12 protein-coding genes are annotated in these 13867 nt (G+C 58.1%); 10 read left to right on the top strand and 2 right to left on the bottom strand.

The window, feature by feature from the left end; genetic code table 11:
* The first annotated feature begins 2 nt into the window (after positions 1–2).
* Together PMI22_RS26435 and PMI22_RS26440 are read left to right on the top strand one after the other, a co-directional pair.
* Positions 3–437 (top strand): type II toxin-antitoxin system RatA family toxin, encoded by a 435-nt coding sequence (locus PMI22_RS26435; RefSeq protein WP_007942905.1) that lies wholly within the window; start codon positions 3–5, stop codon positions 435–437.
* The gene (locus PMI22_RS26440; protein ID WP_007942904.1) at positions 430–744 is read left to right on the top strand and encodes an RnfH family protein; all 315 of its coding nucleotides are present in this window, start codon (positions 430–432) and stop codon (positions 742–744) included. The genes PMI22_RS26435 and PMI22_RS26440 overlap by 8 nt, the downstream gene beginning before the upstream one ends.
* A 60-nt stretch (positions 745–804) precedes the next feature.
* On the opposite strand, the gene PMI22_RS26445 is transcribed toward PMI22_RS26440, so the two are convergent.
* A complete protein-coding gene (locus PMI22_RS26445) occupies positions 805–1326 on the bottom strand; it encodes an outer membrane protein assembly factor BamE (RefSeq protein ID WP_007942903.1) in 522 nt (173 codons plus the stop codon).
* 97 nt (positions 1327–1423) lie between these two features.
* On the opposite strand from PMI22_RS26445, the gene fur reads away from it, so the two are divergent.
* Positions 1424–1828, top strand: coding sequence for a ferric iron uptake transcriptional regulator (gene fur, locus PMI22_RS26450; protein WP_003197684.1), 405 nt, complete (start codon positions 1424–1426; stop codon positions 1826–1828).
* Between the two features lie 75 nt (positions 1829–1903).
* On the opposite strand, the gene recN is transcribed toward fur, so the two are convergent.
* Entirely contained in the window at positions 1904–3577 is a 1674-nt protein-coding gene (gene recN / locus PMI22_RS26455; protein WP_007942901.1) for a DNA repair protein RecN, read from the bottom strand.
* Positions 3578–3817: 240 nt separating this feature from the next.
* Between recN and grpE the strand changes: the two genes are divergently transcribed.
* The 7 genes from grpE to greA all read left to right on the top strand — a co-directional run bounded on the left by grpE (position 3818) and on the right by greA (position 13848).
* Entirely contained in the window at positions 3818–4384 is a 567-nt protein-coding gene (gene grpE, locus PMI22_RS26460) for a nucleotide exchange factor GrpE (protein ID WP_007942899.1), read from the top strand.
* A 102-nt stretch (positions 4385–4486) separates the two neighbouring features.
* Positions 4487–6403 (top strand): molecular chaperone DnaK, encoded by a 1917-nt coding sequence (gene dnaK / locus PMI22_RS26465; RefSeq protein ID WP_007942898.1) that lies wholly within the window; start codon positions 4487–4489, stop codon positions 6401–6403.
* A 297-nt stretch (positions 6404–6700) separates the two neighbouring features.
* Positions 6701–7825, top strand: a complete 1125-nt coding sequence (gene dnaJ / locus PMI22_RS26470; RefSeq protein WP_007942897.1) for a molecular chaperone DnaJ — start codon at positions 6701–6703, stop codon at positions 7823–7825.
* A gap of 10 nt (positions 7826–7835) precedes the next feature.
* The gene (dapB, locus tag PMI22_RS26475) at positions 7836–8639 is read left to right on the top strand and encodes a 4-hydroxy-tetrahydrodipicolinate reductase (RefSeq protein ID WP_007942896.1); all 804 of its coding nucleotides are present in this window, start codon (positions 7836–7838) and stop codon (positions 8637–8639) included.
* A gap of 259 nt (positions 8640–8898) precedes the next feature.
* A complete protein-coding gene (carA, locus tag PMI22_RS26480) occupies positions 8899–10035 on the top strand; it encodes a glutamine-hydrolyzing carbamoyl-phosphate synthase small subunit (protein WP_007942894.1) in 1137 nt (378 codons plus the stop codon).
* 118 nt (positions 10036–10153) lie between these two features.
* Positions 10154–13375 carry a carbamoyl-phosphate synthase large subunit gene (gene carB / locus PMI22_RS26485; protein WP_007942893.1) on the top strand — a complete coding sequence of 1074 codons (3222 nt, stop codon included), beginning with the start codon at positions 10154–10156 and terminating at the stop codon, positions 13373–13375.
* A complete protein-coding gene (gene greA / locus PMI22_RS26490) occupies positions 13372–13848 on the top strand; it encodes a transcription elongation factor GreA (protein WP_007942892.1) in 477 nt (158 codons plus the stop codon). Before carB ends, greA begins: the two co-directional genes overlap by 4 nt.
* Positions 13849–13867: the final 19 nt, after the last annotated feature.

Genomic DNA, 13867 nt, shown 5'->3' with positions numbered 1-13867 from the left:
ACATGACAACGCATATTCAACGTTCGGCCCTGCTGCCGTACCCGGCGCAGGCCCTGTATGACCTGGTCAACGACGTAGCGCGTTATCCGGAGTTTCTGCCTTGGTGCTCGGCCGCCGAAGTGCTTGAGAGTTCACCTGAGCACATGCGCGCCCGCGTAGGGGTGGCCAAGGGTGGGTTGAGTCAGCATTTCGTTACTAGAAACACACTGGTTCCCGGCCATTCCATCGAAATGAATCTTGAAGAAGGCCCTTTCACTCAATTGCACGGCATCTGGTCGTTCAAGCCGCTGACTGAGAAGGCCTGCAAGATCAGTCTGGACCTGTCATTCGACTACGCCGGACCGATTGTTCGCGCGACGTTGGGGCCCTTGTTCAATCAGGCTGCCAACACGCTGATGGACGCGTTCTGCCAGCGCGCCAAGCAAATTCATGGTTGAGGCCGTGTTAGAGGTCGAGGTGGTGTATGCCGCCGTTGATCGTCAGGTGTTGCTGGTGGTCGCTGTGCCTGAGGGTACTTCGGTTCGTGAGACGTTGCGCCAATCTGCGGTAGGCGCGCAGTTTCCTGAGCTGGATCTGGATAATTGCCCGGTGGGAATATTCGGCAAGGTCATTGCCGACCCGCACGTGCGCCCGGTTCAGGCAGGGGATCGCATCGAGATTTACCGGCCATTGCTGGCGGATCCGAAGGAAGTGCGTCGGTTACGTGCCGCCAAGGCGGCCGAGGCCAAAGCCCGAAATCAGTGAGTGGCTAAACCCTGGACAATAAAAAACCCGGACATTCCGGGTTTTTTATTGCGTCGCAAATTATTGCGGCGAGGTGTTCAGCGGTTCTGGCGTCGGGACTGGAACGGTTTCTACGCCGTCGACGTCCTTCTGGATCTGGTCCAGCAACGAGCCCGGCTTGACCGGTTTTTCAGGTTTCGGCAATTCGACGTGTTCTACGGGTTCTTTGATTGGCGTGTCGGTGCCGAGAATGGCTTCATCGCGGCTCATGCCGGGCATGAAATCACCAGAAAGGCTGACAAGCTGATCATTTGAGTTGAAGATAACAGTAACGCGTTCCTGCTGGCGTTCACCGCCACCCGGTTGCATGCTGTACAGATAATCCCAGCGATCGGCATGGAACGTGTCGGTCAGCAGAGGGTTACCCATGATAAACCGTACTTGCTTACGGGTCATTCCCGGGCGTAACTGGTCTATCATGTCCTGCGTGACGACATTGCCCTGCTGGATGTCGATTTTGTAAACCCCGGGGAATGAACAACCGGCGAGTGCGAGCAGTCCCACAAAGGTGAAACTGGTTAGCAAGAGCTTGGTGTTTTGCATCGGTGGGCGACTTCCACTATCTTGGCTGGGACAACGTAAACGCCGATCATACCCGCATTAAGAGAAGCTGCGAAGCAGCATCGCGAGAAAGCTGACCATGGTTGAAAATAGCGAACTACGCAAAGCAGGCCTCAAAGTGACCCTGCCACGGGTCAAAATTCTGCAAATGCTCGATTCCGCCGAGCAACGCCACATGAGTGCCGAAGACGTTTACAAGGCGCTGATGGAAGCTGGTGAGGACGTCGGTCTGGCCACGGTTTACCGTGTACTGACTCAGTTCGAAGCAGCTGGCCTTGTGGTACGGCACAACTTCGACGGAGGCCACGCGGTCTTCGAACTGGATGATGGCAAGCATCACGACCATATGGTCAATGTCGAAACCAGCGAAGTGATCGAATTCTTCGACGAAGAAATCGAGCGCCTTCAGAAAGCCATCGTCGACAAGTATGGTTTCGAGATGGTTGATCACAATCTGGTGCTGTACGTACGCAAGAAAAAGTAAGCATGTCGCGCGAATGTCACATTCGCGAAACGAACGAAGGCGACCCATGGGTCGCCTTCGTGCTGTCTGCCGTTCTTAAATTTTTGCGGTGACGACCATTTTTTTCGCGTGAGCCAAGGACTCCTTGGTCAGGTCGATGCCACCCAGCATCCGCGCCACTTCCTCCACTCGATCATTCTTGCTCAGCTTGGAAACGGCGGTGTGGGTCGCCTCTTCGCCGCGAACCTTGTGCACGAATAGATGCTGGTGACCCTGCGCCGCCACTTGCGGCAAGTGAGTCACTGTCAGCACCTGCCCGCGTTCCCCGAGTCGACGTAACAATTGGCCAACGATCTCGGCGGTCGGGCCGCCGATACCCACATCGACTTCGTCGAACACCAGGGTGGGTACACGAGAGGTCTGTGCGGTGATCACCTGAATCGCCAGGCTGATCCGCGACAGCTCACCGCCGGATGCGACTTTGGCCAAGGCTTTTAATGGCTGGCCAGGGTTGGCGCTTACCAGTAACTCGACTTGCTCCAAGCCATTGGGCAGCAGTTCATCGCTGCTATTAGGGCGTAACTCGATGGTAAAGCGACCGCCGGGCATGCCGAGTCGCTGGATTTCCTGTTCAACGGCACTGGCCAGGCTGCTCGATGCTTGATGGCGCAAGTCACTCAGCTCGCGTGCCTTCTCCTGATAATGACGGGCGTAGGAGGCCAGTTCATCGCTCAGCCGCTCTATGGATTCATCGTTGGCATTCAGGGTTTCGATTTCATCCAGCAGGCGCTGCTGCATCTCCGCGACCTCCGTCGGCTGGATGCGGTGTTTGCGCGCCATGGTGTAGATCGCGTCGAGGCGTTCTTCCAGATATTGCAAGCGCGCCGGATCGGCGTCGAAGTTGTCGAGGAAGCGGTTCAGTTCACCCACAGCTTCTTCTACCTGAATCTGTGCGCTGGTCAGCAGGCTGCTGGCTTCGCCCAAGGCGCCGATCGAGTTGTTGACGCTTGAAAGGCGGTTGAGGCTGGCGGTCAGGGCGTTCAGGACATTGCCGGAATCACTTTCGCTGCACTGCTCGACGACTTGTCGGCAGATGCCCAGCAGTGTTTCAGCGTTGGTCAGGTTCTTGTGTTCCTGTTCCAGTTGCTCCAGCTCGTTATCGCCGAGGCCGAGGTTCTCCAGCTCTTCGAGTTGATAGCTGAGCAATTGATGGCGAGCGCGTTGCTCGTCACCGGAGTTGGAAAGGCGCTCCAGTTCCTGGCGGGTCTGGCGCCAGCGTTGGGCGGCAAGTTGCACCTGGCGGGCAAGGTCCGTTGCGCCGGCGTACTCGTCGAGCAGGCGGCGGTGGGTGTCTGTTTTGAGCAGCGATTGGTGTTCGTGTTGGCTGTGGATATCGATCAGCAGTTCGCCCAGAGCCTTGAGGTCGCCGAGCGGGCAGGGCGTGCCATTGATGTAGCCGCGGGAGCGCCCTTCGGCGGTGATCACCCGGCGCAGGATGCACGGGCCATCACTTTCGAGGTCGCGCTCAGCGAGCCAGGCGCTGGCTTCCGGGATATCGACCAGGTCGAAGGTCGCCAGAATGTCGGCCTTGTCGGCACCGGGGCGAACCACGCCGCTGTCGGCTCTATCGCCCAGTGTCAGGCCCAGGGCGTCGAGCATGATCGACTTGCCGGCGCCGGTTTCCCCGGTGATCACGCTCATCCCGCGATCGAGTTCGAGATCGAGGTGTTCAACGATGGCGTAGTTATGTACGGACAGGTGAACCAGCATAAAGGCCGCTCCCAGGCTTTAGGTCTGGTTATTTATACAGTGTTTTATTTGTGCCTGACAATGCCCTTGCCTGGCTTGATTTGCCTGGCCTGACGAAATGCCTGACGCATCGGGTCATTGCAATGCAGTGCTTTTTGTAGGGGCAATCGCAACTACCCCCTTGAAGCTGATTTTTGCGGCCCCATATACCGGGACAGAAGCGTGAGTTGAGCTCACGGACGATATTGAAAGGAGAAATCTATGGCTGACGAACAGACAGTGGATACGCAAAATCAAGACGCCAACCAGGGCTCCGCGGCTTCGGGTGAAGACCTGGCGGCTCGTGTACAAGTGCTCGAAGAGCAGCTGGCAGGCGCGCAGGATCAGGCTTTGCGTGTTGCCGCCGATCTGCAGAACGTCCGCCGTCGCGCCGAGCAGGATGTAGAAAAAGCGCACAAATTCGCCCTGGAAAAATTCGCAGGCGATTTGCTGCCGATCATCGACAGCCTGGAGCGTGGTCTGGAGTTGTCCAACCCGGACGACGAAAGCATCCGCCCAATGCGCGAAGGCATCGAGCTGACCCTGAAAATGTTCCAGGACACCCTCAAGCGCTATCAGCTGGAAGCCATCGATCCGCATGGCGAACCGTTCAACGCCGTTCAACATCAGGCAATGGCCATGCAGGAAAGCGCCGATGTCGAGCCGAACAGCGTGCTCAAGGTGTTCCAGAAGGGCTATCAGCTTAATGGCCGCCTGCTGCGCCCGGCCATGGTCGTGGTCAGCAAGGCCCCTGCACCAGTTTCGCCTTCGATTGACGAGCAGGCTTGAAATTGGCCGCAAGGCCCCCATTTATAAGTCAAGCGTTTAAGTGCTACCGCAGTTAGCCACCACTGCTGCGGCAACCAAATCCAAAGTTTCGGGAGAGTGAACATGGGCAAAATTATCGGTATCGACCTGGGGACTACCAACTCCTGCGTCTCCGTGCTGGAAAACGGCGTAGCTAAAGTTATTGAAAACGCTGAAGGCGCGCGTACCACGCCGTCGATCATCGCTTACGCCAACGATGGCGAAATCCTCGTAGGCCAATCGGCCAAGCGTCAGGCTGTGACCAATCCGCATAACACCCTGTACGCGGTGAAGCGTCTGATCGGTCGTAAGTTCGACGAAGAAGTCGTACAGAAAGACATCAAGATGGTCCCGTACAAAATCGCCAAGGCTGACAACGGCGACGCGTGGGTAGAAGTGAACGGCCAGAAAATGTCGCCGCCACAAATCTCGGCTGAAATTCTGAAGAAAATGAAGAAGACCGCCGAAGACTACCTCGGCGAGCCAGTGACTGAAGCGGTGATCACCGTTCCGGCCTACTTCAACGACAGCCAGCGTCAAGCCACCAAAGACGCCGGCCGCATCGCGGGCCTGGACGTTAAACGTATCATCAACGAACCAACCGCAGCCGCTTTGGCTTACGGTATGGACAAGGCGAAGGGCGATCACACCGTGATCGTTTATGACCTGGGCGGCGGTACTTTCGACGTTTCCGTGATCGAAATCGCTGAAGTCGATGGCGAGCACCAGTTCGAAGTATTGGCCACCAACGGTGACACGTTCCTGGGCGGTGAAGACTTTGACATTCGTCTGATCGACTACCTCGTCGACGAATTCAAGAAAGAAAGCGGCATGAACCTCAAAGGTGATCCGCTGGCCATGCAGCGCCTGAAAGAAGCCGCTGAAAAAGCCAAGATCGAGCTGTCTTCTGCTCTGTCGACCGACGTGAACCTGCCGTACATCACTGCAGACGCCACCGGTCCCAAGCACTTGAACGTGAAGATTTCTCGCGCCAAGTTGGAAGCACTGGTTGAAGACCTGGTTCAGCGCACCATCGAACCTTGCCGCATCGCTCTGAAAGACTCCGGTATCGACGTTGGTGCGATCAACGACGTGATCCTGGTAGGCGGTCAGACCCGTATGCCACTGGTTCAGAAGCTGGTAACCGAGTTCTTCGGCAAAGAAGCTCGTAAAGACGTGAACCCGGACGAAGCGGTTGCCATGGGTGCAGCTATCCAGGGCGCGGTATTGGCCGGCGACGTTAAAGACGTTCTGCTGCTGGACGTTAGCCCGCTGACCCTGGGTATCGAAACCATGGGTGGCGTGATGACCGCGCTGATCGAGAAAAACACCACGATTCCTACCAAGAAATCGCAAGTGTTCTCGACTGCCGATGACAACCAGGGCGCTGTGACCATTCACGTGCTGCAAGGTGAGCGTAAACAAGCGGCTCAGAACAAGTCCTTGGGCAAGTTCGACCTGGCCGACATTCCACCAGCACCACGTGGCGTGCCACAAATCGAAGTGACCTTCGACATCGACGCCAACGGCATTCTGCACGTAGGCGCCAAAGACAAGGCCACCGGCAAAACTCAGTCGATCGTGATCAAGGCCAACTCCGGTCTGTCCGAGGAAGAAATTCAGCAGATGATTCGCGATGCTGAAGCCAACGTCGACGCAGACCGCCAGTTCGAAGAGCTGGCAACCGCTCGCAACCAGGGCGATGCGCTGGTTCACTCGACGCGCAAAATGGTCGCTGATGCAGGCGATAAAGTGACTGCCGAAGAGAAGACAGCAATCGAAGCCGCTGTTGTTGCGCTGGAAGCCGCTGTTAAAGGCGACGACAAAGCTGCAATCGAAGCCAAGGTTGAAGAGCTGTCGAAAGTATCTGCTCCAGTGGCGCAGAAGATGTACGCCGAACAGGCCCAGCCTGCTGAAGGCGCGGCACCGCACGACGAAAAAGCTGAAAAGGCTGACGACGTTGTCGATGCCGAGTTCGAAGAAGTCAAAGACCACAAGTAAGTTGTTGGTCGCCCGGTTGACTGCCTTCAGGCGGTGACTGGTAGGATGTCGCCGCGCGGGAGCTTGCTCCCGCGTTGGCGTGTCTGGAGTTAGCGAATTTTTACAGCATGCGACAACGCTCGCGTGTTGATGGTATGGCCGGGAATGCTCCTGCTTTTCGAGCCGAAAGTACCGCAATGAATCAAAGACCAGGATCGTTGAATTGACGTGAGTTGGGTCCGGGCCTGTATTGGGGCTCAACGAGTTTGGCAAGGCTCAGGAGAGGTTTGCCGGACGTCCTCAAGAGTGCAAAGACTTATGGCAAAGCGTGACTATTACGAAGTATTGGGTGTTGAGCGTGGCTCAAGCGAAGCGGACTTGAAAAAGGCCTACCGTCGCCTGGCGATGAAGCACCACCCGGACCGTAATCCCGATGACAAAGCGTCGGAAGAGATGTTCAAAGAGGCCAACGAAGCCTACGAAGTGCTGTCCGATTCCGGCAAGCGCGCGGCATACGACCAGTACGGTCATGCCGGTGTCGACCCAAGCATGGGCGGCGGCGGTGCAGGGTTTGGCGGTCAGAACTTCTCCGACATCTTTGGCGATGTCTTCAGTGACTTCTTCGGCGGCGGTCGCGGCGGTTCCCGTGGCGGTGCCCAGCGCGGCAGCGACCTGCGTTACACCCTGGAACTGGATCTGGAAGAAGCGGTACGCGGTACTACCGTGAATATCCGTGTTCCATCACTGGTCAACTGCAAGCCGTGCGACGGCTCCGGTGCCAAGAAAGGCTCCTCGCCAGTCACTTGCCCGACGTGCGGCGGTATCGGCCAGGTTCGCATGCAACAGGGCTTCTTCTCGGTGCAGCAAACCTGCCCGCGTTGCCATGGTCAGGGCAAGATCATTTCCGACCCTTGTAACTCCTGCAACGGCGAAGGTCGTGTCGAAGAGTCCAAAACCCTTTCCGTAAAAGTGCCGGCCGGTGTCGATACCGGTGACCGCATTCGCCTGTCCGGCGAAGGCGAAGCGGGCGCTCAGGGCGGACCAACGGGTGACCTGTACGTGGTGATCAATGTGCGCGAGCACGCGATCTTCCAGCGCGACGGCAAGCACCTGTTCTGCGAAGTGCCGATCAGCTTTGTCGATGCGGCATTGGGCGGCGAGCTGGAGATTCCGACCCTCGATGGTCGAGTCAAACTGAAAATCCCTGAGGGGACCCAGACCGGCAAGCAGTTCCGTGTTCGCGGCAAAGGCGTTGCGCCGGTGCGTGGCGGCGGTGCGGGTGATTTGATGTGCCGTGTGGCAGTCGAAACCCCGGTCAACCTGGGGCGTCGTCAGCGTGAATTGCTGGAAGAGTTCCGCAGCTCCCTGGCGGACGACAACAGCCATTCGCCAAAGACCACCGGTTGGTTTGAAGGCGTGAAGCGCTTCTTCGGCGATTTGTAAGGAGACAGGCATGCGACGTATAGCAGTGATGGGCGCCGCCGGGCGCATGGGCAAAACCCTGATCGAAGCGGTGCAGCAAACGCCTGGCGCCGGTCTGACGGCTGCCATTGATCGTCCTGACAGCACGCTGGTGGGGGCGGATGCCGGTGAATTGGCTGCTCTTGGTCGAATTGGCGTGCCATTGTCGGGTGATCTGGCTCGGGTGGTTGACGAGTTCGACGTGTTGATCGACTTCACGCACCCGACGGTGACCCTGAAGAATCTCGCGTTCTGCCGCAAGCATCGCAAAGCGATGATTATCGGTACCACCGGTTTCAGCGTTGAAGAGAAGCAGTTGCTGGCGGAAGCAGGCAAGGACATACCGATTGTCTTCGCGGCCAACTTCAGCGTCGGCGTCAATCTTTGCCTCAAGTTGCTCGACACGGCTGCTCGCGTGTTGGGTGATGATGTCGATATCGAAATCACTGAAGCTCATCATCGGCACAAAGTCGATGCGCCGTCCGGCACTGCCGTTCGTATGGGTGAGGTGATTGCCGATGCGCTGGGGCGCGATCTGAAGAAAGTGGCGGTTTATGGTCGCGAAGGCCAGACCGGCGCTCGTGAGCGCGAAACAATCGGTTTCGCCACCGTGCGTGCCGGTGACATCGTGGGTGATCATACGGTGCTGTTCGCTGCCGATGGTGAGCGTGTCGAGATCACCCACAAGGCGTCCAGTCGAATGACGTTCGCCAAGGGTGCTGTGCGAGCTGCATTGTGGCTGGACGGGCGTGAGCCAGGCCTTTACGACATGCAAGACGTGCTCGATCTGCGTTAAGATGCCCCCGAAATCGGGTTCGAACCTTGCGTTTGAACCCGGTTTTACCCCGCCAAGCGACGACCTGTCGCATTCTCCAGCCTTTCAGGCTCATTGGCGGTAGACCAAAATTGCCTTTTTCTGTAAGCTACAGCTTTAGTGTGTCCACTAAAAGCGCGCAGAATTATTCGGTGAAGAAGCGGGGTGACGTGTCCATACGTCACTCCGCTTTTTTACAACCTGCGATCGCCCTTTCAGGCTTTATTTACGGGAGGTCTTCTTGACTAAGCCAGCCATACTCGCCCTTGCTGATGGCAGCATTTTTCGCGGCGAAGCCATTGGAGCCGACGGTCAAACCGTTGGTGAGGTGGTGTTTAACACCGCAATGACCGGCTATCAGGAAATTCTTACCGATCCTTCCTACGCCCAACAGATAGTTACCCTGACATACCCGCACATCGGTAATACCGGTACCACGCCGGAAGACGCCGAGTCTGATCGCGTCTGGTCCGCTGGCCTGGTCATCCGTGACCTGCCGCTGGTTGCGAGCAACTGGCGTAACACGATGTCCCTGTCCGACTATCTGAAAGCCAATAACGTTGTGGCTATCGCCGGTATCGACACCCGCCGCCTGACACGCATCCTGCGTGAAAAAGGCGCACAGAACGGCTGCATCATGGCCGGTGACAACATTTCCGAAGCCGCCGCCATTGCCGCCGCACAGGGTTTCCCTGGCCTCAAAGGCATGGACCTGGCAAAAGTCGTCAGCACCAAAGAGCAGTACGAATGGCGCTCGACGGTCTGGGATCTGAAAACCGACAGCCACGCAACTATCGAAGCCTCCGAGCTCCCGTACCACGTGGTGGCCTATGACTACGGCGTCAAGCTGAACATCCTGCGCATGCTGGTCGAGCGCGGTTGCCGCGTGACCGTGGTGCCTGCACAAACACCTGCTGCTGATGTGCTGGCTCTGAAGCCGGACGGTGTGTTCCTGTCCAACGGCCCTGGTGACCCGGAGCCTTGCGACTATGCGATCCAGGCGATCAAGGACGTGTTGGAAACCGAAATTCCGGTATTCGGCATTTGCCTGGGTCACCAGCTGCTGGCTCTGGCCTCCGGTGCCAAAACCCTGAAAATGGGCCACGGCCACCACGGTGCCAACCACCCGGTCCAGGATCTGGACAGCGGTGTGGTAATGATCACCAGCCAGAACCACGGTTTTGCGGTAGACGAAGCGACCCTGCCAGCCAACGTTCGCGCGATTCACAAATCGCTGTTCGACGGCACCCTGCAAGGCATCGAGCGTACCGACAAGAGCGCCTTCAGCTTCCAGGGTCACCCGGAAGCCAGCCCTGGCCCGAACGACGTAGCGCCATTGTTCGATCGCTTCATCAACGAGATGGCCAAGCGACGCTGATCGCTCGCCTTGATGTAGCAAAGCTTGAGGGCGGTCCCGACACCGGCGGCCCCCTCAAGGCTTCAAAGATTGAACAAGACGGCTTGCCGACTGACCTGCGGATTTGAGTGACAAACCCATGCCAAAACGTACAGACATTAAAAGCATCCTGATTCTCGGCGCTGGCCCGATCGTTATCGGTCAGGCCTGCGAATTCGACTACTCCGGCGCCCAGGCCTGCAAAGCCCTGCGTGAAGAGGGTTACCGCGTCATCCTGGTGAACTCCAACCCAGCCACCATCATGACCGACCCGGACATGGCCGACGCCACGTACATCGAGCCGATCAAGTGGCAGACCGTTGCCAAGATCATCGAGAAAGAGCGTCCGGACGCGCTGCTGCCAACCATGGGTGGCCAGACCGCTCTGAACTGTGCACTGGACCTGGAGCGCGAAGGCGTTCTAGAGAAATTCGGCGTAGAAATGATCGGCGCCAACGCTGACACCATCGACAAGGCTGAAGACCGTTCGCGCTTCGACAAGGCGATGAAATCCATCGGCCTGGACTGCCCGCGTTCGGGTATCGCCCACAGCATGGAAGAGGCCAACGCCGTTCTGGAGCGCCTGGGCTTCCCCTGCATTATCCGTCCGTCCTTCACCATGGGCGGCACCGGTGGCGGTATCGCTTACAACCGTGAAGAATTCGAAGAAATCTGCGCCCGTGGTCTGGACCTGTCGCCGACCAAAGAGCTGCTGATCGACGAATCCCTGATCGGTTGGAAAGAGTACGAGATGGAGGTTGTCCGCGATAAGAAGGACAACTGCATCATCGTCTGCTCCATCGAAAACTTTGACCCGATGGGCGTGCACACCGGTGACTCGATCACCGTTGCTCCTGCACAAACCCTGACGGACAAGGAATACCAGATCATGCGTAACGCCTCGTTGGCGGTGCTGCGTGAGATCGGCGTGGAAACCGGCGGCTCCAACGTTCAGTTTGGCATCTGCCCGGACACTGGCCGTATGGTCGTGATCGAGATGAACCCGCGTGTATCCCGCTCTTCGGCACTGGCTTCGAAAGCCACTGGTTTCCCGATTGCGCGTATCGCTGCCAAGCTGGCGATCGGCTACACCCTGGACGAACTGCAGAACGAAATCACCGGCGGCGCTACTCCTGCCTCCTTCGAGCCGTCCATCGACTACGTCGTAACCAAACTGCCACGTTTCGCCTTCGAGAAATTCCCGAAAGCCGACGCCCGCCTGACCACTCAAATGAAGTCGGTGGGTGAAGTCATGGCCATCGGCCGGACTTTCCAGGAATCCCTGCAGAAAGCCCTGCGTGGCCTGGAAGTGGGCGTTTGCGGTCTGGACGAGAAGCTCGACCTGAGCAACCCGGAAAGCATGAGCGTGCTCAAGCGCGAACTGACCGTGCCGGGCGCCGAGCGTATCTGGTACGTGGCCGACGCCTTCCGCGCTGGTCTGTCGGTCGAAGACATCTTCGGCATGAACATGATCGACCCGTGGTTCCTGGTGCAGATCGAGGATCTGATCAAGGAAGAAGAGAAGGTCAAGACCCTGGGGCTGGCCAGCATCGACCGCGACTTGATGTTCCGCCTCAAGCGCAAAGGCTTCTCCGACATGCGTCTGGCCAAGCTGCTGGGCGTGACCGAGAAGGCCCTGCGTCGCCATCGTCACAAGCTGGAAATCTTCCCGGTCTACAAGCGCGTTGACACCTGCGCGGCCGAGTTCGCCACCGACACCGCTTACCTCTACTCGACGTACGAGGAAGAGTGCGAAGCCGCGCCGTCGGGCCGCGACAAGATCATGATCCTCGGCGGCGGTCCAAACCGTATCGGCCAGGGCATCGAGTTCGACTACTGCTGCGTACACGCGGCACTGGCGCTGCGCGAAGACGGTTACGAGACCATCATGGTCAACTGCAACCCGGAAACCGTTTCCACCGACTACGACACCTCCGATCGCCTGTACTTCGAACCAGTCACCCTGGAAGACGTACTGGAAATCGTCCGCGTCGAGAAGCCGAAAGGCGTGATCGTCCAGTACGGCGGCCAGACTCCGCTGAAACTGGCGCGCGCCCTGGAAGAAGCCGGCGTGCCGATCATCGGCACCAGCCCTGACGCTATCGACCGTGCCGAAGACCGCGAGCGCTTCCAGCAAATGGTTGAGCGCCTGAACCTGCGTCAGCCGCCAAACGCCACCGTGCGCAGCGAAGACGAAGCAATTCGCGCCGCCGCCAAGATCGGCTACCCGCTGGTGGTCCGCCCGTCCTACGTATTGGGCGGTCGCGCGATGGAAATCGTTTACGAAGAAGAAGAGCTGAAGCGCTACCTGCGTGACGCGGTGAAAGTGTCAAACGACAGCCCGGTGCTGCTCGACCACTTCCTCAACTGCGCCATCGAAATGGACGTGGATGCGGTCTGCGACGGCACCGACGTGGTGATTGGCGCGATCATGCAGCACATTGAGCAGGCGGGTGTTCACTCCGGTGACTCCGCGTGCTCCTTGCCGCCGTACTCGTTGCCTGTACACATCCAGGATGAGATGCGCGAACAGGTCAAGAAAATGGCCCTGGAGCTGGGCGTTGTCGGCCTGATGAACGTTCAGTTGGCGCTGCAAGGCGAAGACATCTACGTCATCGAAGTCAACCCGCGCGCTTCCCGTACCGTACCGTTCGTGTCCAAGTGCATCGGTGTTTCCCTGGCGATGATCGCGGCTCGCGTGATGGCCGGTAAAACCCTGAAAGAAATCGGCTTCACCAAAGAAATCATCCCGAACTTCTACAGCGTGAAAGAGGCGGTGTTCCCATTCGCCAAATTCCCTGGCGTGGACCCGATCCTGGGCCCAGAGATGAAGTCCACCGGTGAAGTGATGGGCGTGGGCGACACCTTCGGCGAAGCATTCGCCAAGGCCCAGATGGGCGCCAGCGAAGTGCTGCCGACCGGTGGTACTGCGTTCATCAGCGTGCGTGACGACGACAAGCCGCTGGTTGCAGGCGTCGCCCGTGATCTGATCAACTTGGGTTTCGAAGTGGTTGCCACTGCCGGTACTGCCAAGCTGATCGAAGCTGCGGGCCTGAAAGTGCGCCGTGTGAACAAGGTTACCGAAGGTCGTCCGCACGTGGTCGACATGATCAAGAATGACGAAGTCACCCTGATCATCAACACCACGGAAGGTCGTCAGTCGATTGCCGACTCGTACTCCATTCGTCGCAATGCCTTGCAGCACAAGATCTACTGCACCACGACTATTGCTGCTGGCGAAGCCATCTGCGAAGCGCTGAAGTTCGGTCCCGAGAAGACCGTGCGCCGCTTGCAGGATCTACACGCAGGATTGAAGGCATGATCAAATACCCAATGACCGTCCAGGGCGCGAAAGCCCTGGAAGAAGAACACGCTCACCTGACCAAGGTCGTCCGTCCGAAGCTCAGCCAGGACATCGGAACGGCCCGCGAGTTGGGTGACTTGAAGGAAAACGCCGAATACCACGCTGCTCGTGAGCAGCAGGGAATGGTCGAGGCGCGGATTCGTGACATCGAAGGCCGCATTCAGAATCAGGTCATCATCGACGTCACGACCATTCCTCACACAGGCAAAGTGATTTTCGGCACCACCGTTGAAATCGCCAACGTCGAGACGGATGAGCGCGTCACTTACCATATCGTGGGTGAGGATGAGGCTGATTTCAAACTCGGCAAGATTTCCGTCGGTTCGCCACTGGCCCGCGCCTTGATTGCCAAGGAAGAGGGCGACGTGGTTGCCGTCAAAACGCCGGGTGGCGTCATCGAGTATGAGATTGTCGAAGTTCGCCACCTCTAAAGGCCTGCGCCCGCTACGA

Source organism: Pseudomonas sp. GM21 (genome assembly GCF_000282215.1).
Classification (GTDB): Bacteria; Pseudomonadota; Gammaproteobacteria; order Pseudomonadales; family Pseudomonadaceae; genus Aquipseudomonas.
The sequence above is the reverse complement of the archived record's forward strand: the minus strand, read 5'-3'. Positions and strand labels throughout refer to the sequence as shown.

What these genes read in the sequence shown, in the direction of transcription:
- recN (WP_007942901.1), bottom strand. Translation starts at nt 3,577, where the DNA reads ATGCTGGTTCACCTGTCCGTACATAACTACGCCATCGTTGAACACCTC.
- PMI22_RS26440 (WP_007942904.1), top strand. Translation starts at nt 430, where the DNA reads ATGGTTGAGGCCGTGTTAGAGGTCGAGGTGGTGTATGCCGCCGTTGAT.
- PMI22_RS26445 (WP_007942903.1), bottom strand. Translation starts at nt 1,326, where the DNA reads ATGCAAAACACCAAGCTCTTGCTAACCAGTTTCACCTTTGTGGGACTG.
- dnaJ (WP_007942897.1), top strand. Translation starts at nt 6,701, where the DNA reads ATGGCAAAGCGTGACTATTACGAAGTATTGGGTGTTGAGCGTGGCTCA.
- dapB (WP_007942896.1), top strand. Translation starts at nt 7,836, where the DNA reads ATGCGACGTATAGCAGTGATGGGCGCCGCCGGGCGCATGGGCAAAACC.
- PMI22_RS26435 (WP_007942905.1), top strand. Translation starts at nt 3, where the DNA reads ATGACAACGCATATTCAACGTTCGGCCCTGCTGCCGTACCCGGCGCAG.
- fur (WP_003197684.1), top strand. Translation starts at nt 1,424, where the DNA reads ATGGTTGAAAATAGCGAACTACGCAAAGCAGGCCTCAAAGTGACCCTG.
- carB (WP_007942893.1), top strand. Translation starts at nt 10,154, where the DNA reads ATGCCAAAACGTACAGACATTAAAAGCATCCTGATTCTCGGCGCTGGC.
- greA (WP_007942892.1), top strand. Translation starts at nt 13,372, where the DNA reads ATGATCAAATACCCAATGACCGTCCAGGGCGCGAAAGCCCTGGAAGAA.
- dnaK (WP_007942898.1), top strand. Translation starts at nt 4,487, where the DNA reads ATGGGCAAAATTATCGGTATCGACCTGGGGACTACCAACTCCTGCGTC.
- grpE (WP_007942899.1), top strand. Translation starts at nt 3,818, where the DNA reads ATGGCTGACGAACAGACAGTGGATACGCAAAATCAAGACGCCAACCAG.